Here is a 23,451-nt window from a genome sequence, read left to right as displayed (position 1 = left end):
CCTCACCGCCCGAACCGCTCGAATTTCGGGAAGCTGCGCGCCATCATCAGGCCGACCTCGCCGCGGTGACCCAGCCATTTCTCGAGAACCGACGCGTTGGCGAGCCGCCCCTCGGGTGAGCCGTCCTGCCAGGGCAGACCGTCGGCCAGCCGGAAGACGTGCGCGTCGGTGAGGCCGCCGCTGCGGCAGCGCTGGAGCCGGACGCCCTTGCCCCGGGAGAGTTCGGCCACCTCCGAGATCGGGAAGATCAGCAGCAGCTTCTCGGTGTTGACCACCGCGACGTGATCGCCGTCGGCGGGGACGAGCACCACGGCCGCCGCGTCGCCGTCGAGGCCGAGCACGCCCTTGCCCTTGCGGGTGTTGGCCACCAGCGCGTCCGACGGCGCCACGAAGCCGCGCCCATCCGAGCCCACGATCAGAAGCTTGGTCTCCGGCTTGTAGGGCAGCGCGGCCACCACCTCGGTGCCGTCGTCGAGATCGACCATCAGCCGCACCGGATCGCCGAAGCCGCGCCCGCCCGGCAGCTTCGACGCCTCGATGGTGAACACTTTACCGTTCGAGGCGAGCAGCAGGATCTTTTGAGTGGTCTCGCTCGGGAAGGCGATCTTCAGGCCGTCGTCACCCTTGAACGCCACCCCTGACAGGTCGGCGACGTGCCCCTTGAGCGCCCGGATCCAGCCCTTGTTCGAGACGATCACGGTGATCGGCTCGCGCTCGACCAAGGCTGCCGTGAAATCGATGCCGCCGACATCCGGCGGGCTCGCGAGCGTGGTGCGGCGCTTGCCCAGCTTGGTCTCCGGCCCGAAGGTTTTTTTCACGGCGCGGATCTGGGCTTGGATCGCCTTCCATTGCGCTGGCTCGGAGGCGAGCAGCGCATCGATCTCCGCCTTCTCGGCGGTGAGTGCGTCCAGTTCGCGCTTCAGCTCCATCTCTTCGAGCTTTCGCAAGGACCGGAGGCGCGTGTCGAGGATCGCGTTGGCCTGGATCTCGGTCAGCTCGAACCGGGCCATCAGGGCCGGCTTCGGCTCGTCCTCCTCGCGGATGATGCGGATCACCTCGTCGAGGTCGAGATAGACGATCAGCAGTCCGCCGAGGATCTCCAGGCGCCTGTCGATCTGCCCGAGGCGATGGCGCGAGCGGCGCTGGAGCACCACGCGGCGATGGTCGACCCATTCCCGCAGGCATTCGGTGAGCCCGATCACCTTCGGCACGAGGCCGCCGACCAGGACGTTGAGGTTGAGCGGGATGCGGGCTTCCAGCTCGGTCAGCCGGAACAGCGATTCCATCAGGATCACGGGATCGACCGTGCGCGAGCGCGGCTCCAGCACAACGCGGACGTCCTCGGCCGACTCGTCGCGTACGTCGGCCAGCAGCGGCAGCTTCTTCTCCTGGAGAAGCTCTGCCATCTTCTCGATCAGCCGGCCCTTCGGGATGCCGTACGGGATCTCGGTGACGATGATGTTCCAGGTGCCGCGGCCGAGATCCTCCTTGTGCCACCGGGCCCGGACCCGGAAGGCGCCGCGGCCGGTCCGGTAGGCCTCGGTGATCGACTCCGCCGAATCGACCAGGATGCCGCCGGTCGGGAAGTCCGGCCCCTGGACGAAGCTGTTGAGCTGCGCTGACGTCGCCCCAGGATGGCTGATCAGGTAGAGCGCCGCGTCGCACAGCTCGGCGGCGTTGTGGGGCGGGATCGAGGTCGCCATGCCGACCGCGATGCCCTGGCTGCCGTTGGCCAGCAGGTTCGGGAAGGCCGCCGGCAGCACCACCGGCTCGTCTTTCTCGCCGTTGTAGGACGGGCGGAAATCAACCGTGTCCTCGTCGATCCCGTCGAGCAGCAGCCGCGCGACCTCGGTGAGCCGGGCCTCCGTGTAGCGGTAGGCGGCCGGGCCGTCGCCGTCGATATTGCCGAAATTGCCCTGCCCGTCGACCAGCGGATAGCGCTGCGCGAAGTCCTGAGAGAGCCGCACCAGCGCGTCGTAGATCGCCTGGTCGCCGTGTGGGTGGAAGTCACCCATCACGTCGCCGACGATCTTGGCGCATTTCTTGTGCGCGGTGTTCGGGTCGAGGCGAAGCAGCCGCATGCCGTACAGGATGCGCCGGTGCACGGGCTTCAGCCCGTCGCGGGCATCCGGCAGCGCCCGGTGCATGATCGTGGAGAGCGCATAGGCGAGGTAGCGCTCTTCCAGCGCGGATTTCAGCTCGACGCTCTCGATCCCGTCGCCGGACGGCGGCTCGAAGGGCTGGCCCATGACGGCTCCTGTCTCAGGGCAGGGCCGCCGACCGGCAGCACCGCCTCAACGCGCGATTCGTCATTCCGTGGCGCCGTCGGCGAGCCCGGAATGACGGGGTTGGTTTCAACCGGGGCTCAGTCGCCCCCGGCTCGGCCGTCTCTAGAACATAAAGCGAACATTACTCGGCCTCGTGACCGAGCGCAACGAATCGTGCGCGCTCTTCCGGCGCGGCGAGGCCGCGCGGACCCCAGACGTGCCGGTCGAGGAAGTATCCCGTCAAGGTAAACCCTTGGGCAACACCGTCCGGCCCCGGGGATCCGCCCGCGTGCAGGAAGGTCGGCAGCGCCAGCAGCCGATCGCGAAACGGCTCCCCAGCCGAGGCGCTGACCGCCCGGCCGCTCTTCGGCGAGACGTAGGCCAGCGCGTCGTTGCCGCCGGTCGCTGCGCAGGCAGTCAGGTCGAGGCCGAATCCGAGCTCAGACAGGATCTCCAGCTCGAACCGCACCATCAGGGGCGGCGCGACGGCCGGGTCGTCGAGGTGCTCGACCAGCACGCCGGCCGCCTCGTAGAGAGCCGGATGCGGATCCCGCTCCGGCAGGAGCCGCAGCAGCGCCGCCATGTGGCCGAGCCCGTAGAGCGCGATGCCCGACCCGATCATCCGCGAGACCTGGGATTCCAGCGGCTCCACAGTGTAGGCGCCGAGCCCCTCGTCGAGCCGCGCCCGCCAGCTCAGCCGGACCCGGTTGCCGGGCTGAAGCACTGGCTGCATCCGGCGCGAACGTCCGCCATGCACGAGGCCGAGATGGCGCCCGTGGTATTCGGTCATCGCTTCCAGAATGACGCCGGTCTCTCCGTGCCGGCGCAAGCCGAGCACGAGGGCGTCGTCGGTCCACTGCATCGAGTTCCCGTGACCGGTGGGCGTGGCGCGGGTCGGCGAACGCCGGTGATCCGCAAGAGATCTCCATATAAGCGCTCCTCGGCCGCCACGCCGCCTTTGCGCGCCGGCGGCGCAGCTTTAGCGTGGCCGTAAAGGAATCACGCCCATGCGCCGCGCCGCAGTTCCGGTTCTTGTCCTGGCCCTGACGCTCACCGGCGCGCGGGCTGCGAACAAGGCGGCGAAGCCCGTTGCCGCGGAAGCGCCCTCCCCGGCCTTGAAGCAGCGGCTTGCCGCGCTCGCTCTGAAACAGGTCGATTTCGGTTCGGTCTCGCTGCTGCCGGTGCGCTTCGCGGGCAGCCGGCTCGCCGGGCCGATCGAGGATGGCGGGCGGACGATCTACTGCGTGTCGAGCCGGATGAGCGGCCGGACCTTCGGCAAGCCCGAGCGGCCCAAGGCGGTGATGCGCTACGCTGCCGACCGGCTGGACGTGATCGACGACGACGAGGTCTGCACCGGCCATCGCAGCCAGCCGTTCCCGGAACTGGACGCCCTCGGCAACGCGCGGTGAGCCGGCCGCGTTGATGGCCATGCCCTCGATACACGCGCGCACCCTGGACCTCAGCCTCGATCTGATCGTGCGCGCCCACGCCACCCCGGTCCCGGACGATCCGAGCGCACTCGAGCTGCTCAGCGATGCGGAGCTGCGTCCCGGCCTCGAAGCGATCACGGCCGGGCGGGAGGGGCATGACCTCTGGGTGTTCGCCTACGGGTCCCTGATGTGGCGGCCGGAATTTCCGGTGGCCGAGAGCCGGATCGGGACCGTGCGGGGCTTCCACCGCCGCTTCTGTCTGCTCCAACGGCGGTTCCGTGGCACCCCGGAGCGGCCGGGTTTCGTCCTGGCGCTGGATCGCGGCGGCCTGTGCAAGGGCGTCGTGTTCCGTCTGCCGGGGACGGAGATCCGCGAGGCGCTGATGCCGGTCTGGCGGCGGGAGATGCGCGGCCGCGGCTATGTCGCCCGTTGGCTGCTGGTGGCGACCGAGGCCGGGACCGTCTCGGCGCTGACCTTCCTGGCCAACCGAGCCAACGAGCGCTACGCGGGCCGTCTCTCGGACCCGGACATCGCTGACAAGATCGCGGCCGCCCGCGGGCATGCCGGGCCGAGCGCCGAGTACCTGTTCCGGACCGTCGAGGCTTGCGAACGGCTCGGTATCCGCGACCGCCACCTCTGGAGCCTTCAGGCCTTCGTGGCTGCGCGGCTCAAGGCCCGTGCGGCGCGGCAGTGAGCCTCAAGACCAGGCGCGCTTCATCGCGATCACCACACGGCCGCCCGCATGCTCGGTATCCGGGTTGCGCGGCTCGCGGATACCCGGCGCCCGCCCGGTGGTGAGATAGACGACAAGGGTGAGGGCGAGGAGGATCTTGGTGCGCATCGCAACGCTCAGGGTTGAGCGAGGGTGCATAGGATCGATCGGTTTTTACGAAGTTGCCGACAGGCTCACAGGCTGTGGTTGTGGGCATTTCCATGGATCGTGGTGAACGAATCGTTGCTGGCCGGCCGCGATCGTCTCGGGTAGCCCGTTCCCGCGCGACCCTGGCAGGACGCCTTAGTTCCTTGAAATCGCATGGCGATTCCGAAAGGCTGGATTCGACTTTCACGCCTCATGCTTTATGCCGCCGGCCCAGGATCCCCATGGGCGAGGACAGGATGCGGCTGAGGATCGGTGTGGCTCTGGCGATTCTGGTGGTTGCGGTCGCAGTGCTGGCCGCGGGCCCCTGGCCCCACGGCTTCCGGCTGTCCGACGTCTTGACCGGGGGGACGCCTCTCCTGCCGGACGGGTCGCGGCCGATGGCCGGCGCCGTGGAACTCGCCGGCAACGCCACTCTGGGCGCCGGTCAGCGTCCCGCGACCCTGCGGCTTGCCTGCGACCCCGCGGGGGCCGGCCTGTCGGCGGTCCTGACGGTCCAGCGCTTCACGGATTTAGCGGATGGGTTCGATGTGGCCCGCCTCGACGGAGGAGGACCACCGCTCACCAGCATCCTGGTGTCGAGCGCGGGGAGCGTCCGCTCCGTGCGGATGGCAGCGAAGGGGGCTGTCTCGACCGATCCCAACAAGCAGATCACCCTGACGGTGACCGGCGGCCACCGGGGAGAGGACCCATTGCGCGGCATCGCCCTGGCGCTTGCCCAGCCCGGGACCCGAATCACCTGGACGCAGACGAGCCCACGCGCCGGTGACCAATCCCTGGTGGGGAGCTTCTCGGTGGCGGAAGGTGATGCGGCAGCGTTGAAGGCCGCGCTGAACAGCTGCCTCGCGGTGCCGTAACGGCGCTTGGCACCGACTGCGACATCTGAATTAAGCGTCGGGCCTTCAAAGGCACCGGGCGCTTGGATCTGGAGTCAAGCTACAGTGGCTCGCTGCACGTCGTCTCGTGCGTCGACGGTGTACTCTGCCGTCGAACCCGCACTGCCCGTCGGGCGCTCCGGCGGCAAGACACACGTGGGTGGTCTGGGATCGAACGATCAATCCCAGACCACGATGCCGAACGCCCTGTCCGGCAGGGGGAGGCAGGACGGCTCGACATCCTGCTCCGAGGAGACGAAGACGCTTCACCCTGTCCGGGGCGGCCTCCTTGATGGCTTGGCGCCGGCAAAGGGCCCCAAGAGGAGCGGACTCAGCGCCCCTTCTTGTAGAGTTTGCTGGCGATCTCGAAGATTTCTTCCGGCGCGTAATCCGGCGCGAAGGCCCCGTAGTTGCCATCGAGTTCCGGAATCTTGCCGCCCTCGGGATAGCCATCAACCACTTCGAGGTTGCCCGGCGGGTCGCCCGGCAGCGCCACCTCGTCGTTCGACCAGACGCCGGCAGCTTCCTGATAATCCGCCTCGCTGAACGTGTAGAGGCGCCGGTGCTTTCCCTCGTCGAGGTACTTCTGACACTCAGGGACCCGCGACAGATCGATGTTCGGGGTCGGCAGCATCTTCTCGATCTCGACGCCGGTGAGCTTCTTCAGGGCCAGTGCGTAGGCATGGGCGTGCAGCGAGCCGCGGACCAGAAGGTAGGCACAGACTTCCCGGCCGGTCGGCTCGGACATGGTCTCGTAGACCCGCAGCTTGTGGATACGGGCACCGCATTCCAAGTGGAAGTTGTGCAGCAGGTCGATGATCAGGTTACCGGTCGTCGTGACCATGTCCATGTTCCAGGACGCGGCGTTGGAATTCATCGGCATCGCGCCGCCGCCATTCGCCAGGAAGCTGCCGGCGAGGCGGACATCCTGCATCTCGGCAAACGGTGCCTTGGAGATGTCGACGTCCTTCTTCGGGTTGCCTGGACCATTGTTCAGCATGGCGATGCCGGTCGAGACGAGTTCGACGTGTCCGATCTCTTCAGCGAAGATGCTCGACACGAGGCTATAGAAAGGCCGAAGTTTGGTCTTGTTGCGGAAATTGAAGCTCTGGAACATGTAGTTCCCGAGGGTCGACATCTCGCCGTACTTGCCACCGAGCAGTTCCTGCAGGGCGGCGGCTGCGTTGGGCTCGGGCTTCTTCGGCTCCGGTAGCTCCGTCAGCAGACGGTCGATCTTCATGAACATGCGGGCAGCTCCGTTTGCGCCAGGTGCGCATGGGACCTACCAGCGAGGGACATACATGTTCCTGCCTGCGACCGAGCTTCTTTTGCCGTCCCCGCAGGAACGTTTCAGCTACGGCACCTCGATAGCCGGAGAAGAATATTCTCAGAATGGCGTCGCCGCACGCCCCGATCGATGACATCCGCAACAGGTCAATCCGGCAGGATCAGCTGCGTTCCTCGATCATGCCGCCGACGTCCGGCGCGGTCCTGAGGCTGCGGGGCTCGGTGCTTCTTGGGGCCGGCAACCACCGTCGGGCAGCCTGGATGCACCTCGACCACGGCGGCACCCTGCGTCGCCGGTCCCTTCCGCAGCACGACGGAACCCCAGACCATCGGGACCATGGTGTCTTCGGGCTGCGTGCGGTTCCTGAACCCGGACATCATCGACCTGTACGCCCGCGTGCCGGGCGGTACGCGGGCGGTGGTGCTGGCGGCAGGTGGCTCAGCGGCGAGTTAGCTCACCTCCACCTGCACCACCCCCGGCACGGTGCGGAGCAGGCCGGCGAGCTGGGGCGAGGCCTGGAACTTGCCCGGAAGCCGGATCTCGACCTCGCGGCCGCCGCCATCGAGCTTGAGGATCAGGGAGACCTCGCTCTCCCCGCGCATCGAAAGCCGCTGCTGCACCGGCGCGACCCCGCGCGGGTCGCTCAGATGAATGCGAATGCCCTTCTGGTGCCGGGCGACCGCGTGATCGAGCGGTTCCGCGGTGAGGATCCGGGCGCGCACGTCCTCGCCCTCCAGGTTCGCCTGAAGCTGGAGCACCAGGGGTCGGCCCGGTTCAAGGATATCCCGGTACTGGCCGAGTCCCTCGGAGAAGATGATCGCCTCGAAATGGGCGGTCCGGTCCGACAGGGTGACGATGCCCATCTTGTTGCCGGTCTTGGTCCGCCGTTCTGCCCGGTCGAGCACCGAGGCGGCCACGCGGCCGACGCTGCTGGTCCCGGCCCGGACCGAGCGGCAGAAATCCGCCCAGCTCTGCACCCGCAGCTTGTCCAGAAGGTCGCCGTACTCGTCGAGCGGGTGGCCTGAGACGAAGAAGCCGATCGCCGTGTATTCGCGCTTGAGGGTGTCGGCCATCGGCCAGACCTCGTGCGGCGGGATCCGCAGGGATACGTCGTCCGCGACCACGCCGCCGAACATGTCGGTGACGCCGGTGGAGGCGGCCTCTGCGGCGCTGGCAGCCAGCTTCATCATCGGCTCGACCGCCGCGAAGGCCCGGGCGCGGTCCGGTTCGATGCAATCGAGGGCGCCGGCCTGGACCAGGCTCTCCAGGGTGCGCTTGTTGATCATCCGCGGGTTGAGCCGCCGGGCGAGGCAGGCCAGGTCCTTGAACGGCCGGTCGCCCCGCGCCTCGACCAGCGCCCGCACCGCTTCGCGGCCGACGCCCTTGATGGCGGCGAGCGCGTAGAAGATCTTGCCGTCGCGCACCTCGAACACTTCGCCGGAGGTGTTGATCGAGGGCGGCTCCACCGTGATCTTGAGCCGCTGCGCGTCCTGACGGAATTCGGCGAGCTTGTCGGTGTTGTCGATGTCCAGCGTCATGGCGGCGGCCAGGAACTCGACCGGGAAGTTCGCCTTCAGGTATCCAGTCTGGTAGGTCAGCAGTGCGTACGCCGCCGCGTGGCTCTTGTTGAAGCCGTAATCGGCGAACTTGGCGAGCAGGTCGAAGATCTCGTTGGCCTTGGCCTTGATCAGCCCGCGCTCGATGCAGCCTTTCACGAACCGATCGCGCTGCGCATCCATCTCGGCGCGGATCTTCTTGCCCATGGCGCGCCGGAGCATGTCGGCCTCGCCGAGCGAGTAGCCGGCCAGGACCTTGGCGATCTCCATCACCTGTTCCTGGTAGACGATGATGCCGAAGGTCTCCTTCAGCATCGGCTCCAGCTTCGGATCCGGGTACCAGGACGCCTCGTTGCCGGCGTCGCGGCCGAGCTTGCGCTCGCAATAGACCGGGATGTTGGCCATCGGGCCCGGCCGGTAGAGCGCCACCAGGGCGATGATGTCCTCGAACCGGTCGGCCTGCATCTCGCAGAGCGCCTTGCGCATGCCGGCGGATTCCACCTGGAACACCCCGACGGTCTCGCCACGGCCCATCGGCTTGTAGGTCTCTTCGTTGTCGAGCGGCAGGCTCGCGAGGTCGATCTCGATGCCACGCTGCTTCAGCAGGTCGGTGCAGCACCGCAGCATGGTAAGCGTCTTCAGGCCCAGAAAATCGAACTTCACCAAGCCCGCCTGCTCGACCCACTTCATGTTGAACTGGGTCACCCGCATTCCGGTCTTCGGGTCCCGGTAGAGTGGCACCAGCTCCTCGAGGGGCCGATCGCCGATCACCACGCCGGCCGCGTGGGTGGAGGCGTGGCGGTGCAGGCCCTCGAGCTTCTTGGAGATGTCGATGAGCCGGGCGACGATCGGCTCCTCCTCCATGGCCTGCTGGAGCTTGGGCTCTCCCTCGATCGCCTGTGCGAGCGTCACCGGGTTGGCTGGATTCTGCGGGACGAGCTTGGTCAGCTTGTCGACTTGCCCGTAGGGCATCTCCAGCACGCGGCCGACATCGCGCAGCACGCCGCGGGCGAGCAGCGTACCGAAGGTGATGATCTGACCGACCTGCCGCTCGCCGTAGCGCTGCTGCACGTAGCGGATCACGCGCTCGCGGCCCTCGACGCAGAAATCGATGTCGAAATCCGGCATCGAGACGCGCTCGGGGTTGAGGAAGCGCTCGAACAGCAGGCCGAAGCGCAGCGGATCGAGGTCGGTGATGAGCAGCGACCAGGCCACCAGCGAGCCGGCGCCGGAGCCGCGGCCGGGACCAACCGGGATGTCGTGGTCCTTGGCCCACTTGATGAAGTCCGAGACGATCAGGAAGTAGCCCGGGAACTTCATCGACACGATGACGTCGAGCTCGAAGGCGAGGCGCTTGCGGTAATCGTCCTCCGAGAAACCCGGCGCGGTGCCGTGCTGCTTCAGCCGCAGCTCCAGCCCGGCCTCGGCCTGCCGGCGCAGCTCGGTCGGCTCGTTTGCGACTGACGCGACGCCAGGTTCAGCGGCGTGATCCTCGGCGATCGCCTCCGCCACGACCTTCGAAAAGTTCGGCAGGATCGGCTTGCGGGTCCGCGCCCGCACGGCGCAGCGCATGGCGATCTCGACGGTGGCCTGAAGCGCATCCGGCAGGTCGCTGAACAGTTCGGCCATCTCGGCGCGGGTCTTGAAGGCGTGACGTGGCGTCACCCGGCGCCGGCGCTCGTCCGAGACGAGCCGTCCGTCCGCGATGGCGAGCAGCGCGTCATGGGCGTCGTAATCGTCGGACTTGGCGAAGAACGGTTCGTTGGTCGCGACAATTCCAAGACCGTGCCGGCCGGCGATGTCGAGCAGCGCCGTCTCGATCCGACCTTCCTCGGGCGAGCCGTGGCGCTGGATCTCGACGTAGAGCCGGTCCTCGCCGAAGGCCGCTTTCAGCTGCCCGAGGCGGCTCAGCGCCAGCTCGGGTCGCCCGGCCCGAAACGCCGCGTCGAGGGGCCCCGACAGACCGCCGGTGAGCGCGATCAAGCCGGCCCCTGCCTCGGCCAGGGCGGAGGCTTCGACTCGGGGCGCCTCGCCGAGCGCGGTGTCGAAATAGGCGCGGCTCGCCAGACGCAGCAGATTGGCGTAGCCGGTCTCGTCCTGGGCGAGCAGCACGACGCCGTGGCTCGTCGGAGCCGTGCGCTGGTGCGGGTCGGCCGCCTCGAACGCCACCGAGAGCTGCACCCCGGCGATCGGCTGGACACCCTCTCCGGCCGCCTTCTCGGAGAATTCCAGCGCACCGAACAGATTGTTGGTGTCGGTAAGCGCCAGGGCCGGCTGCCGGTCGGCGACCGCGGCCTTGACCAGGGAGCCGACCTTCAGCGCCCCTTCGAGGAGGGAATAGGACGAATGGACGTGGAGGTGGACGAATCCGACCTCCTTGAGCTGGCGTGGCATGGCCGACCTTGATCCGGGGTCGCCCAACATCCCCGCTCGGCCTTGCCAAGTCGACGTATGCCTGAGCCGAACCTGACGATATCCACCGGTCGTGCTCCCGGCGCACCAGTTCGGGCGCCCTCTGTGGATAATCGGCACGGCCGGCTCGATCGCCTGTGCATAAGCCGCGCATGGCCGGAACTCGGCCCCGAAAGGGAGAACCTGGCTAACGAACCGGTGCCAGAGCTATTGCCCAGGCGCCGACCGCCGCAAACAGCATCCCGAAGGCCATGAACTCGACCATCCCGGTCAGGACCAACCGCTTCAGCATCGTCGCGCCTCCCGTGTTCCGTCTCCATTATGTTCATGTTTTGTTCTGGCGATAGGGGCGTGAGCGGTGCAGTGCCTGCGGCTTTACATCATAGTAAACAAATAGTGGCTTGATGGAGATCGGGCGGGCTGCCATGTCCGCCTCTTTCGGGGCGTTCGGTATTTGACCGGGGGGTCAAGGGAGCAGGCTATTCCCGCGCAACACATTGGGGAACGGATCCAGGTCGCGCTGGTGGCCGTCGGGACGCACGGCGACGTGCTGCCGTTCATCGCGCTGGGCCACATGCTCCTGGCCCGCGGGCATGGCGTCACCTTGGCCGCACCGGCGCCGTTCGAGGCGATGGCGCGGCGCGCGGGTCTGTACTTCCAGCCCCTCGGCACGGCCGCCGATTACGAGGCCGTGATCGGCCAGCCCGAACTCTGGCATCCGCGCTGGGGCTTCCGTCCGATGTTCGACTTCGCCCTGCGGGTTGCCGAGACCACCTGCCTCTGGCTCGGAGCCACCCGGGCGCGCGGGGTCGATCAGATCGTGGTCGCATCGCCCCTGGCCTGGGGCGCGCGGCTCGCCCAGGAACTCTACGACATCCCGGCCGCGACTCTGCACGTGATGCCGTTCCTGATCGAAAGCCGGTCCGATCCGCCCCGGCTGCCGGGACTGCCGTTGCCCCGGATCCTCCCGGCGGCGTTGCGGGCCTGGCTCAACCAGGGCGCCGACACGGTGGCGGTCGGCCCGTTCACGCTGCCGCCCCTGAACGCGCTCCGTCAACGCCTCGGCCTCGATCCGGTGACCCGGCTGCGGCATTGGTGGAACAGCCCGACCCGCATGCTGCTGATGTTCCCGGATTGGTACGCCGCGCGACAGGCGGACTGGCCGTCCCAGGCGGTGCAGCTCGGCTTCCCGCTCGTCGATCGGTTCGGCGACGTGCCGGCGATGCCGGCGGAACTCGAGACCTTCCTGGCCGAAGGCGACGCGCCGATCGTGTTCACCTACGGCTCGGCGATGCGCCAGGGCGCCGCGTTCTTCGAGACCGCTCTGGAGGTGTGCCGGCGGATGGGCCGACGCGGCGTCCTGCTCGCTCCCCAGGACGGCCAGATCCCGATGCCGCTGCCGCCCGGGATCATCCACCTGCCCTACGCGCCGTTGAGCGCGTTGCTGCCGCGCAGCGCCGCCCTGGTCCATCACGGTGGCGTCGGCACGGTGGCGCAGGCCCTGGCGGCGGGCATCCCGCAGCTCGTCGTCCCGGTGGCGTTCGATCATTTCGACGAGGGGCGGCGCCTGAAGGACCGGACGCTGGGCACCACTTTGAGCCGCCACGCCTTCCGTCCGGCCCGGGCCGCCCGGGTCCTGGGAAGGCTGCTGGCCGACCCGGCGGTGACGCGCGCTTGCGCCCAGGCCAAGACGCACTTAGCCGAGAGCCCCGACGCGATCATCGCCGCTTGCGACCGCGTCGAAGAGCTGGCGTTTCCGGCGGACGAGCGCGGACCCGGCCTGAAGGTCGCAGAGGCCGGCCGCCGTTGAGGGCCCGGGGCGACTGGACGGCATAACTCTGCCGTGTCGTTGCCGGCCGTCAGGGGCTTCGCGACATCCTAAAATCGCGGATCCGCGGTGCTGGGCCCGACGGTGCTGCGAGCCATGCGCGCCGCTGCTTGATCAGCGCCTTGAGCCGTGCGCGTCGCGGGTTCGACCGAATGCAATCGCAGCCGTCGAGGTCCGTCGACTCGCAGCTGAGGATCGATGCCACCATCACCACGATCGCGAGGATCGCCAGCGCCACGAGGGGCCAGGCGAGGCCGAGCCCGACCAACGCGGCGATCGCGAGTTTACCGGCCAGTGAGCCGACGATCTTGGCTTTCATCAGGACGAGCAGGGTGGTGCCGCCGCCTGCTCCGCCGCGCAGGGCCCGGACGATCCGCTTGCGCAACCGATGCTGTGCGGCGAGGGCCTCCAGGCGCCGAAGCTGCCGGCGGACCCGCGCGATCCCCGAAGAGACCGGATCGTGACGGAGGCTGGTCCGCGATTGATCCGCCACCGGCCCTCCGGGCTCTCGTCCGATCTGCTTCTCCTCAATGTTTAGCGCGACCGTACGAGCCGGTCGACAAGACCGATCCGGGCGAAGCTCGCTCCGGCGGCTGAAGGCCATGATTTGAACGACGGACCGGAGCAACACAGCGTTGATCCGATGATCCTGATCCGGAGGTTGCGGTGATCCGCCTGCTGTCGAGTGTCATGCTGCTGGGATGGATGCAGAGCGCCCAGGCCACGGATATCATCGTGGATTACCGGGACCGCGGCTTCCGGGATGCCAAGCCTTCGGTCGCGCCGGACGAGCGGGCCCGTCTCGCGCGGGTCATGGCCGAAGAGGCTCCGCAAGCGCTGCGCACGGAACTGGGGCCCGACTCCGTGGTGCTGGGGGTGGCCGCAGGTGCGTTCACGCGGCCCGGCAGACGCGAGCGCGCCTATCTCGTTCAGCGAACGGCGCCCGTGGCGAGCGAGCCGTTTCCGAATGCGGTGGCACCCGTCCTCGTCGTTCTCGGCGACGGCGCGAAGGCGCACTTCTTCCGCCTGCCCAAGGACGTCCAGTATCAGCGCGTCGCCGCCGCAGTCGATGCCGATCGCGACGGACGCAGCGACGTGCTGCTCGAATCCGGGTTCTACAACATGGGCGAGAGCGTCACGGCACTCACCGCGGTCAAGCTCGATCCGGGCAGCGGGCTGGCGACGCCGGGCCAGGTCATCCGGGATGTCTTCACCGACAGCTGCGACGGCGGCTCGGCCCGCAAGAGCCGGACGGCGTCGACCCTGTCCCTCGACGCGGCGGGGAAACTCGTCACCCGGCGCTACCAGCTCACCTGTCGATGAAGGATCCAAAGTCCCTCAGGATGACGAAGGGCCGGGATTCCGCGCGCCGCGCCGTCAATCGAGCGGTGTGATCAGCCCGTCGCGGATCGTCACCCGGCGGTCCATGCGGGCGGCGAGGTCCAGGTTGTGGGTCGCGACCAGGGCCGCGAGGCCCGAGGCCCGCACCAGCGACATCAGCACCGAGAACACGTGGCCGGCGGTGCCGGGGTCGAGATTGCCCGTGGGCTCGTCCGCCAGGAGCAGCCGCGGGCCGTTGGCCACCGCGCGGGCGATGGCGACGCGCTGCTGCTCGCCCCCCGACAGCTCGGCCGGTCGATGCGGCAGGCGGTCCTTGAGGCCGAGGAAGCTCAGCAGCTCGGTGGCGCGGGTCTTCGCCTCGCCACGGCCGAGGCCGCGGATGAGCTGCGGCATCACCACGTTCTCGAGGGCCGAGAACTCCGGTAGCAGATGGTGGAACTGGTAGACGAAGCCCATCTCCTCCCGGCGCAGGCGGGTGCGCTCGGTATCCGGCATCGCGGCGGTGGGCCGGCCGCCGATATAGACCTCGCCACCGTCCGGCCGCTCCAGCAGGCCGGCGAGGTGCAGGAGCGTCGACTTGCCGGCCCCGGAGGGCGCGACGAGGGCAACCAGCTCCCCGGGCCAGATCGCGAGATCGGCCCCGCGCAGGATATCCAGGGCTCCTTCGGCCTGCCGGTAGCGCCGCTCGACGCGGGCGAAGAACAGGGCCGGCACCGGCGGGCTGCCGGCGGGCTCGCTTGCGTCACTCATGGGGTGCGGACCGTCAGCCGTAGCGCAGAGCCTGCACCGGATCGAGCCGGGCGGCACGCCAGGAGGGATAGAGCGTCGCTGCGAGCGACAGCAGCAGCGAGGTGATCACCACGGCGGTGATCTCCCGCGGGTTCATCTGAGCCGGGATCTCGGCGAGGAAGCGCACGGTCGGGTCCCAGGCCCCGGGAAACAGCACGTGCTGGATCGGCTTGATGTTCAGGGTGATCAGGACCCCGAGCCCGAGACCGCTCAGGGTCCCGACCAGGCCGATCAGTGCGCCGTTGATCAGGAACACCCGCATGATCGTGCCGGGGGTCGCCCCCATGGTGCGCAGGATCGCGATATCGCTCGACTTGTCGCGCACCAGCAGGATCAGGCCCGAGACGATGTTGAGCGTGGCCACCACCACGATCAGGCTGAGGATCAGGAACATCACGTTGCGCTCCACCTCGAGCGCCCCGAAGAAGGTGCGGTTGCGCTGGCGCCAGTCGGTCAGCAGGATCGGGCGCTCGGCCGCCATCTCGAGGGGCTCGCGCATGTCGCCGACCTGATCGGGGTTGTCGACGTAGATCTCGATCATGCTGACGTCGCTCTCCCGGTTGAAGAACGCCTGCGCCTCGGTCAGCGGCATGAACACGAAGGTCTGATCGAACTCGGTCATGCCGACCTCGAACACCGCCTTGACCGCGTAGCTCTTGGTCCTGGGCGCCGTGCCGAAGGGCGTGGACGACCCCTTGGGCGTGACCAGCGTGATGTTGTCCCCGGCTTGAAGCCCAAGGGAATCCGCGAGCCGCCGGCCGATCAGGACGCCGGTGCCGTCATCGAACCCCTCCAGCGTGCCGCCGCGGATCGCGCTGGAGACCGCGGCCAACGCGTCGAGGTCGGCGGCGCGCACGCCGCGCACGATCACGCCGGAGCCGCCGAACTGCGACGAGGCGAAGGCCTGGCCTTCCACGAGCGGCACTGCGGCGCGCACGCCCGCCACCTTCGACAGGCGCTCCGACAGGTCGACCCAGTCGTTGAACGGGCGGTCGATCGGCGTGGCGAACAGGTGACCGTTGATGCCGACGATCTTGGAGAGCAGCTCGGCGCGAAACCCGTTCATCACCGAGAGCACGATGATCAGGGTGGCGACGCCCAGCGCGATGCCGAGGACGGAGAAGAACGCCACCACCGACACGCCGCCACCCCGGCGACGCGCCCGCAGGTAGCGGCCGGCGATGATCCACTCGAACGGCGCGAAGGGGGCCGTCCCCTCGCGCAAGGAGGCCGCGAAGCCCCTCACCCGGTCGATCGCCGCTGCTCCAGTCATCGGCCTAGCCCTAAGCACCATTGGCTGCGTTGTCGCCGCTCAAGTGGCGAAAATGATGCCTAAACACGGATTGAAGCAGAATTGCCGCCGGCAATTTGGCCGGCCGCCGCGCTGGCGCCCTTTGCCGGCTCAGACGCGGCGGATGCGGGCCAGCAGGTCGACGGTCGCGAGGCTCTCGCGCTCGCCGCCGGCGCGCCGCTTCAGCTCGACCTTGCCCTCGGCCAGGCCCTTCGGCCCGACGATCACCTGCCAGGGCAGGCCGATCAGGTCCGCGGTGGCGAATTTCGCGCCCGGCCGCTCGTCGCGGTCGTCGTACAGCACCGACAGGCCGGCCGCCTCGAGGTCCGCCTGGATCTGCGCGCAGGCGGCGTCGGTGCCGGAATCGCCGACCTTGAGGTTGATCAGGGCCACATCGAAGGGGGCGACCGAGTCCGGCCAGATGATGCCGGCCTCGTCGTGGCTGGCCTCGATGATCGCAGCCACCAGCCGGCTCGGCCCGATGCCGTAGGAGCCCATGTGGACCGGCCGCTCGATCCCGTCGGGCCCGGTGACCTTGGCACCCATCGGCTCGGAATACTTGGTGCCGAAATAGAAGATGTGCCCGACCTCGATGCCCCGGGCGGCGAGGCGGTCGGCCTCCGGCACCTCCGCGAAGGCCTCCGGCTCGTGGATCTCGTCCGTGGCGGCGTAATGGGAGGTCCAGGCGTCGACGATGCCCTGCAGGCTCGCGACGTCGTCGAAGTCCACGGTCTCGGGCGGGGTCTCGAAATCGAGGTAGGCCCGGTCGCAGAACACCTCGCTCTCGCCGGTCTTGGCCAGGATGATGAACTCGTGGGACAGGTCGCCGCCGATCGGGCCGGTATCGGCGCGCATCGGGATCGCCCGGAGGCCGAGCCCCGCGAAGGTGCGCAGGTAGGCCACGAACATGCGGTTGTAGGCGTGGCGCGCCCCCGCCTGGTCGAAGTCGAACGAGTAGGCGTCCTTCATCAGGAACTCGCGGGAGCGCATCGTGCCGAAGCGCGGCCGCACCTCGTCGCGGAACTTCCACGAGATCTGGTAGAGGTTCTTGGGCAGGTCCTTGTAGGAGCGCACGCTGGCCCGGAAGATCTCCGTGACCATCTCCTCGGCGGTCGGGCCGTAGAGCATCTCGCGGTCGTGCCGGTCCTTCAGGCGCAGCATCTCCTTGCCGTAGGCGTCGTAGCGCCCGGATTCCCGCCACAGCTCGGCCGATTGCACGGTCGGCATCAGGATCTCGATGGCGCCGGAGCGATCCTGTTCCCGGCGGATCACCGCGCAGACGCGCTCCAGCACCCGCAGGCCGAGCGGCAGCCACGCGTAGATGCCGGCCGATTCCTGGCGCACCAAACCGGCGCGCAGCATCAGACGGTGGGAGACGATCTCGGCTTCCTTGGGCGTCTCGCGCAAGGTCGGCATGAAGTAGCGAGACAGACGCATGTTTTCGGAGGCTTGTCTTCGGGGAGTTCGGCCTGGATCCGGCCGGGAGGCACCGAGGCGCCCGGGCACACAACACGCCGGGGACGCAAATTACAAGCACCGTCGGCCGACAGAGCGCGTAATCCGGCCGCGCCGCCGGAGGGCAGGCCGACCGGGCGCGGTGCCGCAATAGGAATCGAACTGCCCATTTGCCGGCAAGAAAGCGCAGATTTTTCTCGCACACCCGGTGACAACACGAATTGTTGTTCCTATAAGCGGCGCGTGATGTTTGCGACGCCCGCAAGAGGTGGCGCAGGGTCCGAGTCTCGGGAGGAAAACCGACCGCCACGCAGGCAATGCGTAGGATAATCAAAGGTCGAGCCACTGCAGCTTGAAAAGCAAGGCCTCAGGCCTTGCTTTTTTTGTTGTCCGGCATCCTTCGCCGCGCCCGTCCCGATCTTCCAGCACGCTGCCGGGCGTGGAAGTTGCCATCGTCGGCCCTCCCTCCAGGTCACGTCGCAGGCCTGATGCAGACGCCACGCTGTGAAGAGCGGTGAAAGCGCGGACAAGTCGATGGTTTGTCGACTATTCGACTTTGGCGGCGCAACCCATTAACTCGCAAGGCCTTTTCGCGGCGCATGGTGGTCCGGACCTTACGGGGTGGATTCGCCATGCACTTCCAGATCCGCCAGGCCGAGCATCTCTGGTCCTGGGTCCTGCTTAACGAGGCCGACGAGACCGTCGCCGAGTCGTCCCGGACGTTTCCCTCGGCCGCGCAGGCCTCGGCGGCTGCCCTGGCCTTCGCCCACTTGGTGTCCCGGGCCGGGAAGTCGCTGACGGTGCGGTCCTCCTCCGGGATGCTGCTGTAGAACCCGATCCGGTTTCGTACCGAACTCAGGTTCATCGGGACGGTTCGCACGCGACCTCCCGACAGGCCTCTTCGTCCCCACGCGCCTGGTGCGCCGGGGGCATGGCCCAAGAAGTCTCCTCACGCTGGACGCGGGACGCCGCGGGAACCCAGGTGTCGGCCAAGTTACGCGCGGGATCCGATCCCCGCGGCGACCCGCGGCATCGGCCGGGCATGGTCCCCGGCCGGTGCCGTCTGTCTCGTCGCGATGTCTGTGCGACGCCCCGATCCCCGCGACTCCGTGTTAGCGGTCACTGCCCATGGCGCCCAAGCCGCAATCGCAGCCGAGACGCCCCCGGAACCCGCATCACCGCCGTGGCCTTCCACCCGACATCCGCCTCGTAGTGGGCGGGTCCGCAGGTTTCTGAGGGTCACGCCCAGATCCGGGTCGCCGCGGGGGCATTTCCGCACCCCGCCGGGCAGACTACCGCCCGATCTTCACGCCCGTATCCGAGACACGCCCTGCATCGGCACGCCGCCCGGGGCGATGGCGGCTGAGAGCCACCGACGCGGGCATCGCCCCATCCCCGAGCCCGCCGGTCAGCCACCGGACGGACCCCCGAGGAGCGCCGTGGAGTCACCCCCACACCGCCGAAGGACAGGTGACGGCTAATGAGCACAAAATAGGAACATTGTCAAGGGCGGAGCGCCGCTCTGCCGGCTCCGTTGCGGCGAGCCCAGCCAAGCGGCCCGGGTTTGCCCCATTCTGAGCGCGCGTGCCGCACGGGGTTTGGTTCGCTCCGCTTGCGATGACGGAGGGGGCCGCGCAGGGCCCGTCACGTGGAAGCCTCATGTGGCTCCACGGTGCGCAGCAAAAAGGCCGCGGTGGCGCCCTGCCCCCGCGGCCTTCTCGATGGATCGGTCGATCAGGTCTGCTGCTGCGTCCGGCGGGGGCGCACGGTCCAGCGCTCGAACACGCCTGCCGACTCGTCGGCCTTCGCGTCCTTGGGCTCGGCGGTCGGCTCGGGATGCTGATGGATCGCGGCGCCGAGCGCCTGCGACAGGCTCTCGATCACGTCGTCGATGCGCGCGTCGCTGTGGATGCCGTCGTGGGCGGCGGCCGGGGCCGGGGCGGTTTCGTGGGCGGTCGGCGCCGGGGCGCGACGGGCTCCGGGGCCGGCTCGGGCTGATGCTCGGGCTCCGGCGGCAGAGCCTCGGCGACGGGCAGGGGGTGCGGGCGGCGGCTCGACGGCTTCGGGGGCCGGCGCCGGCGCCGGTGCAGGCGGGCGGTGCCGCCGGTGCGGCGGCCGCAGGCGTCACGATGCGGCGCATGGCGCTCATCGCGCCGTCGTCCGACGTCTCGCTGCCGCGCGCGTTGCTGCCGTAGCGGCCGAAGCCGAAACGCGGCTCGATCATATCGAGCACGGCGTCGAGCGCCGCGTTGCTCAGCGGCACCTCCTCGCCGGCCGGCACGCCCTGGATGGCCAGAGCCTGGCGCTCGTAGGCCGGCTCGCTGCTGACCTCGCGTCCGAACCAGTTCGGGGTCTGGAAGGCACCCGCGTCGCCGTCATTGTCGAAGGCGACGCTGATCAGGTCGAGATTGCCCGGCGTGACGTACCGGTCGATCGTGACCTCGCGCCCGCCGAGCGTCAGCACGGTGCGGTCGTAGGCGGCCTTGCCGGGGCAGACATCCAGCAGCGCGTCGCCGTGGGCGCGCGGCACGTCGGTCCGCTCCTCGGCCGGGATGCCGTCGGCGCCCTTGTTCACCAGCACCAGCTGGCAGATCTGGCCATCGACGCGCACGTAGGAGCTGCGGCCGCCCTGGGCGACGAAGTGGCCCTCGGTGATCCGGGCGCCGCCCCGTTCCTTGCGGATCAGGCGGACCAGGGATGGCGCGACCAGGAATCGGCGAATGGTGCTCATGAACTCAAAACCCCTCCCGCTTCGTCGGCGGTGCGCCGATCCGGCGGACTGCCCTCAGGGCCGCCGGCCCGGATGGATCTGGTAAGTCGAGCCGGCCGGCACGGCGTAAAAGCTCAGCCGCAACGCCGTATTGGCTCTCTCTCAACCGCATCCATCGCCAATACCGGACGGCGACAACATGAGACGGTTAAGCGCTAAGCAAAAACACGACGAAATCAAGTCCGGAATGGGGTTGCGATTCCCCCAATTCCGGGCCTGTCCCCGATATCCCGTCTTTCGGTATGGATTTTCCAACCCAGGTTAATCCCGGGCCGGCCCGGCTCAGGCCGCCGGCTCGAAGGTCATGGCGGCGCCGTTCATGCAGTAGCGCAGGCCCGTGGGGGCGGGGCCGTCGTCGAAGACGTGGCCGAGATGGCCCTTGCAGCGGGCGCAATGAACCTCGGTCCGGACCATCCAGTGGCTGCGGTCCACGGTGGTTTCGACGGCGCCCTCCAGCGGCTCGAAGAAGCTCGGCCAGCCGCTGCCGGACTCGAACTTGGTGCCCTGCTCGAACAGCGGCTGTCCGCACCCGACGCAAGTGAACGTGCCGGGCCGCTTCTCGGCCAGCAGGCAGCTCGTGCCGGCGCGCTCGGTGCCGTGCTCGCGCAGCACCCGGTACTGCTCGGGCGTGAGCGTCGCCCGCCACTCGGCCTCGCTGCGGGCCTCCGGGCTGGTCGTCGCGGTATCGGCCATGAAGATCTCCCTGTTCGACGGGCGATATAGGCATCGTGCCCGGGGCCCGGCAGTCCTGCCACCCCGAAAACGCCTGCACCGGCGGCAACCTGTCGCTCATGGTCCCGCTTTACGGCCGCGTCCTACGCCGCCGCCCCCACGGTGTCGGCCATCCGGGCCCGGCGGTGTCCGAGCGGCAGGGGCGCCCCCGTGGTGGTGTCGCGGCCGGTCTGGTGCTCGAGCTCGGCGTTGATCTCGCCGCCGAGCAGCACGATGGTCGACGAGATCCAGATCCAGGTCATGAAGCCGATCACCGCCCCTAGCGAGCCGTAGGTCTCGTTGTAGGTGCCGAAGCTGGCGACGTACCAGGAGAACAGCAGGGACGCGATCAGCCAGAGCAGCCCCGCCACCACGCTGCCGACGCCGACCCAGCGCCAGCGGGCGTGTTCCCGGCTCGGGCCGAAGCGGTAGAGCACCGAGAGCCCGGCGAGCAGCACCAGCAGCACCGCCGGCCAGCGCAGGGCCGCGAGCAGCCAGGCGCCCGAGCCGAGGCCGAGGAAGTTCAGCACGATCGGAACCACCACGATCGCGTTGAGCGCGATGATGATGAACAGCAGCGCGCCCACCGTGAAGGTCAGCGAGCGGATGTTGAGCCACAGGAAGTTGCGCTTCTCCTCCTCCTCGTAGACCACGTTCAGGGCATCGAACATCGCCTTCATGGCGGCGTTGGCGCTCCAGAGCGACAGCAGCAGGCTGGTGAAGAACGTGACGCTGAGGGAGCTGCTGCCCTTGGCGGCGATGCGCTTGATCTGGTCGCCGATCAGCTCCACCGCGCCGGTCGGCAGTACGGCGTGCAGCTGCGCAAGGTGCTCGTTGATCGCGTTGACGTCCGCGAACAGGCCGTAGCAGGTGACCAGCGCCGCGATCGCCGGGAACAGCGACAGCAGGGTGTAGAAGGTCACCCCGGCGGCCACGGCCAGCACCCGGTCCTTGTTGAACTCCAGGTAGACCCGGACCGCGATGTCCTTCCAGCCGGCGCCCGTCATCTCGGCGGGGCTGTCGGCGGCGCGTCCACGCTCGGGCTGGGTCGCCGCCGTGAGCTGCGCGGCGCGGCCCACGATCGAGCGTGCGCCGACATTGATCGCCGTGTTGCGCACAGGTGGGGCCGGGTCGACGTGCAGCGGTTCGGCCTGCGGCTCCGGGGTCTCGGACAGGGCCTGCGTGCGGCGCCGGGCCGGCGTCGCAGCGAGCGCCACCAGGGCCGAGCCCAGCATCAGGATCCAGAGGACCGAGCCGGTATCCGGCTCCGGACCCGGGCGGGGAGGCGACGCGCGCATGGCTGTACGAGACGGACGTTCCGCGCGGAACTGCCGCGCTCGAAGGCTCAAACGTCGGCGAAGCGCGGCCGTTCCGCACGCGTTTTCGGGCACGCGCGGCTGCGACGCGCGTTGTGCATCCTATGCGCGATCAGCCACGCCTCGGATTCTGCTGCAAGTTCGTCCTGGACGAGCCGCCCGGCACCCATGCCACCCTCAAGGCGGAGCGCGAGGCCACGCTCCACATGAACCTGACCAGCGTGACCATGGCGCATCTCACCAAGCTGGAGCCCGCCGCCCGGCGGGCGAAGCTCGCCGGGCTCGTCGCCCACAATCTGGATGCGCTGGCCCGCCAGATCGCCTGGGTCGGGGCCCGGCCGCCGATCGAGCGCCTGCTGCGGATGGCGAGCAACGTCCTGCCGGGCTACACCCACGCGATCGCCCGGGCGATCTACGCGGAGCCCGAAATGGAGGCCCTGGTCCAGCGGGGGCTGGCGGAGGCCGGGGCGCTGGCGCGCCGGCTCGGCGTGCGCCTGAGCTTCCACCCGGGCCCGTTCTGCCTGCTGGCGAGCCGCAACCCGGCGGCCATCGCCAACGGCCTGTCGGAACTCGACTATCACGCCGAGATCTTCGACCGCATGGGCTACGGGGGCGGCTGGCATCCCCACGGCGCCCACATCAACATCCATGTCGGGGCCGGCGACCCGGGCGTCGCGGGCTTCCGCGAGACCCTGCCCCGGGCCAGCCAGGTGGCGCGCGACCTCCTCACCGTCGAGAACGACGAGAACGTCTTCGGGGTCGAGGCGGTGCTGCAACTCGCCGACGTCGTGCCGGTGGTGCTCGACCTGCACCATCACTGGGTGCAGAGCGGCGGCGAATATCTCGAACCCGACGATCCCCGGATCGCCCGGGTGCGGGACTCCTGGCGCGGGGTGCGGCCGCTGGCACATATCAGCGTCTCGCGCGAAGCGGTCTCGGCCGATTGCGACCCGGACGCCCTGCCCGATTTCCCGGCTTTGCGCGCGGCCGGCCACGCGGTCCGGGATCTCGCCGCCCATTCCGACATGATGTGGAACCGGGCCGTGAACGACCTCGTCGCCCGCCACCTCGTCTGGGCCGATTTCGAGATCGAGGCCAAGGCGAAGAACCACGCCTCCACGCAGATCGCCCGCCACATCACCGACCCGGCCCGGGCCGCCATCGCGGCGGAGTGACGGCGGATCTCGGCGGCGTCGCCGGACCGGGCTAGCGCCTTGTTCGGGCATGATGATCTCGGAGATCCGG

At 68.9% G+C, this 23,451-nt stretch carries 20 protein-coding genes and 1 pseudogene; 8 read left to right on the top strand and 13 right to left on the bottom strand.

The annotated features are described in order from the left end of the window. Positions 1-2: 2 nt before the first annotated feature. Together parC and recO are read right to left on the bottom strand one after the other, a co-directional pair. Positions 3-2,249: a DNA topoisomerase IV subunit A gene (gene parC / locus FVA80_RS04920; protein WP_147909311.1), complete on the bottom strand. Its 2,247-nt coding sequence runs from the start codon at positions 2,247-2,249 to the stop codon at positions 3-5. A 160-nt stretch (positions 2,250-2,409) separates the two neighbouring features. After that, positions 2,410-3,129 carry a DNA repair protein RecO gene (gene recO, locus FVA80_RS04915; RefSeq protein ID WP_147909310.1) on the bottom strand — a complete coding sequence of 240 codons (720 nt, stop codon included), beginning with the start codon at positions 3,127-3,129 and terminating at the stop codon, positions 2,410-2,412. 145 nt (positions 3,130-3,274) lie between these two features. Here recO and FVA80_RS04910 point away from each other — a divergent pair, with 145 nt between their 5' ends. Continuing rightward, complete coding sequence (locus FVA80_RS04910) at positions 3,275-3,676, top strand: hypothetical protein (protein ID WP_147909309.1); 402 nt, start codon at positions 3,275-3,277, stop codon at positions 3,674-3,676. Positions 3,677-3,695: 19 nt separating this feature from the next. After that, entirely contained in the window at positions 3,696-4,391 is a 696-nt protein-coding gene (locus FVA80_RS04905) for a gamma-glutamylcyclotransferase (protein WP_187193594.1), read from the top strand. Between the two features lie 3 nt (positions 4,392-4,394). Here FVA80_RS04905 and FVA80_RS30315 read toward each other — a convergent pair whose 3' ends face one another. Next, positions 4,395-4,538 (bottom strand): hypothetical protein, encoded by a 144-nt coding sequence (locus FVA80_RS30315; RefSeq protein WP_162886512.1) that lies wholly within the window; start codon positions 4,536-4,538, stop codon positions 4,395-4,397. A 260-nt stretch (positions 4,539-4,798) separates the two neighbouring features. Here FVA80_RS30315 and FVA80_RS04900 point away from each other — a divergent pair, with 260 nt between their 5' ends. Then, entirely contained in the window at positions 4,799-5,431 is a 633-nt protein-coding gene (locus tag FVA80_RS04900) for a hypothetical protein (RefSeq protein WP_246692266.1), read from the top strand. Between the two features lie 349 nt (positions 5,432-5,780). On the opposite strand, the gene FVA80_RS04895 is transcribed toward FVA80_RS04900, so the two are convergent. Further along, complete coding sequence (locus tag FVA80_RS04895) at positions 5,781-6,695, bottom strand: manganese catalase family protein (RefSeq protein ID WP_147853587.1); 915 nt, start codon at positions 6,693-6,695, stop codon at positions 5,781-5,783. 351 nt (positions 6,696-7,046) lie between these two features. On the opposite strand from FVA80_RS04895, the pseudogene FVA80_RS04890 reads away from it, so the two are divergent. Continuing rightward, positions 7,047-7,190 (top strand): annotated as a pseudogene (locus FVA80_RS04890) (L,D-transpeptidase family protein); the annotation flags it as partial. Here FVA80_RS04890 and dnaE read toward each other — a convergent pair. Next, on the bottom strand, positions 7,187-10,687 hold the full coding sequence (gene dnaE / locus FVA80_RS04885) for a DNA polymerase III subunit alpha (protein WP_147909308.1): 3,501 nt from the start codon (positions 10,685-10,687) through the stop codon (positions 7,187-7,189). The pseudogene FVA80_RS04890 and the gene dnaE sit on opposite strands and share 4 nt — an antisense overlap. A gap of 526 nt (positions 10,688-11,213) precedes the next feature. On the opposite strand from dnaE, the gene FVA80_RS04880 reads away from it, so the two are divergent. Beyond that, on the top strand, positions 11,214-12,515 hold the full coding sequence (locus FVA80_RS04880) for a glycosyltransferase (protein WP_147909325.1): 1,302 nt from the start codon (positions 11,214-11,216) through the stop codon (positions 12,513-12,515). Positions 12,516-12,564: 49 nt separating this feature from the next. Here the strand turns inward: FVA80_RS04880 and FVA80_RS04875 are convergent, their stop codons facing one another. Then, positions 12,565-13,137 carry a hypothetical protein gene (locus FVA80_RS04875; protein ID WP_246692265.1) on the bottom strand — a complete coding sequence of 191 codons (573 nt, stop codon included), beginning with the start codon at positions 13,135-13,137 and terminating at the stop codon, positions 12,565-12,567. A 62-nt stretch (positions 13,138-13,199) separates the two neighbouring features. Between FVA80_RS04875 and FVA80_RS04870 the strand changes: the two genes are divergently transcribed. Continuing rightward, on the top strand, positions 13,200-13,856 hold the full coding sequence (locus FVA80_RS04870; protein WP_147909307.1) for a hypothetical protein: 657 nt from the start codon (positions 13,200-13,202) through the stop codon (positions 13,854-13,856). Between the two features lie 54 nt (positions 13,857-13,910). Here FVA80_RS04870 and FVA80_RS04865 read toward each other — a convergent pair whose 3' ends face one another. The 4 genes from FVA80_RS04865 to FVA80_RS31830 form a co-directional block, all read right to left on the bottom strand. Then, positions 13,911-14,624, bottom strand: coding sequence for an ABC transporter ATP-binding protein (locus tag FVA80_RS04865; protein WP_147909306.1), 714 nt, complete (start codon positions 14,622-14,624; stop codon positions 13,911-13,913). Positions 14,625-14,637: 13 nt separating this feature from the next. Further along, positions 14,638-15,936 (bottom strand): lipoprotein-releasing ABC transporter permease subunit, encoded by a 1,299-nt coding sequence (locus FVA80_RS04860; RefSeq protein ID WP_147909305.1) that lies wholly within the window; start codon positions 15,934-15,936, stop codon positions 14,638-14,640. A 129-nt stretch (positions 15,937-16,065) separates the two neighbouring features. Further along, a complete protein-coding gene (proS, locus tag FVA80_RS04855) occupies positions 16,066-17,391 on the bottom strand; it encodes a proline--tRNA ligase (protein ID WP_147909304.1) in 1,326 nt (441 codons plus the stop codon). A gap of 348 nt (positions 17,392-17,739) precedes the next feature. Further along, positions 17,740-17,862, bottom strand: coding sequence for a hypothetical protein (locus FVA80_RS31830; RefSeq protein WP_281407091.1), 123 nt, complete (start codon positions 17,860-17,862; stop codon positions 17,740-17,742). A gap of 179 nt (positions 17,863-18,041) precedes the next feature. Here FVA80_RS31830 and FVA80_RS04850 point away from each other — a divergent pair, with 179 nt between their 5' ends. Further along, the gene (locus FVA80_RS04850) at positions 18,042-18,239 is read left to right on the top strand and encodes a hypothetical protein (protein WP_147909303.1); all 198 of its coding nucleotides are present in this window, start codon (positions 18,042-18,044) and stop codon (positions 18,237-18,239) included. An 827-nt stretch (positions 18,240-19,066) separates the two neighbouring features. Here the strand turns inward: FVA80_RS04850 and FVA80_RS04845 are convergent. From FVA80_RS04845 to FVA80_RS04835, 3 genes are all read right to left on the bottom strand, one after another. Next, positions 19,067-20,140 carry a hypothetical protein gene (locus tag FVA80_RS04845; protein WP_246692264.1) on the bottom strand — a complete coding sequence of 358 codons (1,074 nt, stop codon included), beginning with the start codon at positions 20,138-20,140 and terminating at the stop codon, positions 19,067-19,069. 321 nt (positions 20,141-20,461) lie between these two features. Further along, positions 20,462-20,872 (bottom strand): peptide-methionine (R)-S-oxide reductase MsrB, encoded by a 411-nt coding sequence (gene msrB, locus FVA80_RS04840; protein ID WP_147909638.1) that lies wholly within the window; start codon positions 20,870-20,872, stop codon positions 20,462-20,464. Positions 20,873-20,994: 122 nt separating this feature from the next. Next, positions 20,995-22,188, bottom strand: coding sequence for a YihY/virulence factor BrkB family protein (locus FVA80_RS04835; RefSeq protein ID WP_147909639.1), 1,194 nt, complete (start codon positions 22,186-22,188; stop codon positions 20,995-20,997). Positions 22,189-22,310: 122 nt separating this feature from the next. Here FVA80_RS04835 and FVA80_RS04830 point away from each other — a divergent pair, with 122 nt between their 5' ends. After that, positions 22,311-23,381 carry a UV damage endonuclease UvsE gene (locus tag FVA80_RS04830; protein ID WP_147909640.1) on the top strand — a complete coding sequence of 357 codons (1,071 nt, stop codon included), beginning with the start codon at positions 22,311-22,313 and terminating at the stop codon, positions 23,379-23,381. Positions 23,382-23,451 lie beyond the last annotated feature (70 nt).

Origin of the sequence: Methylobacterium sp. WL1, assembly GCF_008000895.1 — a bacterium.
In the GTDB taxonomy this organism is placed as follows: domain Bacteria; phylum Pseudomonadota; class Alphaproteobacteria; order Rhizobiales; family Beijerinckiaceae; genus Methylobacterium.
The sequence above is the reverse complement of the archived record's forward strand: the minus strand, read 5'-3'. Positions and strand labels throughout refer to the sequence as shown.

What these genes read in the sequence shown, in the direction of transcription:
- FVA80_RS04830 (WP_147909640.1), top strand. Translation starts at nt 22,311, where the DNA reads ATGCGCGATCAGCCACGCCTCGGATTCTGCTGCAAGTTCGTCCTGGAC.
- FVA80_RS30315 (WP_162886512.1), bottom strand. Translation starts at nt 4,538, where the DNA reads ATGCGCACCAAGATCCTCCTCGCCCTCACCCTTGTCGTCTATCTCACC.
- FVA80_RS04850 (WP_147909303.1), top strand. Translation starts at nt 18,042, where the DNA reads ATGCACTTCCAGATCCGCCAGGCCGAGCATCTCTGGTCCTGGGTCCTG.
- proS (WP_147909304.1), bottom strand. Translation starts at nt 17,391, where the DNA reads ATGCGTCTGTCTCGCTACTTCATGCCGACCTTGCGCGAGACGCCCAAG.
- FVA80_RS04865 (WP_147909306.1), bottom strand. Translation starts at nt 14,624, where the DNA reads ATGAGTGACGCAAGCGAGCCCGCCGGCAGCCCGCCGGTGCCGGCCCTG.
- FVA80_RS04875 (WP_246692265.1), bottom strand. Translation starts at nt 13,137, where the DNA reads ATGGCCTTCAGCCGCCGGAGCGAGCTTCGCCCGGATCGGTCTTGTCGA.
- FVA80_RS04905 (WP_187193594.1), top strand. Translation starts at nt 3,696, where the DNA reads ATGCCCTCGATACACGCGCGCACCCTGGACCTCAGCCTCGATCTGATC.
- msrB (WP_147909638.1), bottom strand. Translation starts at nt 20,872, where the DNA reads ATGGCCGATACCGCGACGACCAGCCCGGAGGCCCGCAGCGAGGCCGAG.
- FVA80_RS04895 (WP_147853587.1), bottom strand. Translation starts at nt 6,695, where the DNA reads ATGTTCATGAAGATCGACCGTCTGCTGACGGAGCTACCGGAGCCGAAG.
- recO (WP_147909310.1), bottom strand. Translation starts at nt 3,129, where the DNA reads ATGCAGTGGACCGACGACGCCCTCGTGCTCGGCTTGCGCCGGCACGGA.
- dnaE (WP_147909308.1), bottom strand. Translation starts at nt 10,687, where the DNA reads ATGCCACGCCAGCTCAAGGAGGTCGGATTCGTCCACCTCCACGTCCAT.
- FVA80_RS04900 (WP_246692266.1), top strand. Translation starts at nt 4,799, where the DNA reads ATGGGCGAGGACAGGATGCGGCTGAGGATCGGTGTGGCTCTGGCGATT.
- FVA80_RS04835 (WP_147909639.1), bottom strand. Translation starts at nt 22,188, where the DNA reads ATGCGCGCGTCGCCTCCCCGCCCGGGTCCGGAGCCGGATACCGGCTCG.
- FVA80_RS04845 (WP_246692264.1), bottom strand. Translation starts at nt 20,140, where the DNA reads ATGAGCACCATTCGCCGATTCCTGGTCGCGCCATCCCTGGTCCGCCTG.
- FVA80_RS04860 (WP_147909305.1), bottom strand. Translation starts at nt 15,936, where the DNA reads ATGACTGGAGCAGCGGCGATCGACCGGGTGAGGGGCTTCGCGGCCTCC.
- FVA80_RS31830 (WP_281407091.1), bottom strand. Translation starts at nt 17,862, where the DNA reads ATGGCAACTTCCACGCCCGGCAGCGTGCTGGAAGATCGGGACGGGCGC.
- FVA80_RS04910 (WP_147909309.1), top strand. Translation starts at nt 3,275, where the DNA reads ATGCGCCGCGCCGCAGTTCCGGTTCTTGTCCTGGCCCTGACGCTCACC.
- parC (WP_147909311.1), bottom strand. Translation starts at nt 2,249, where the DNA reads ATGGGCCAGCCCTTCGAGCCGCCGTCCGGCGACGGGATCGAGAGCGTC.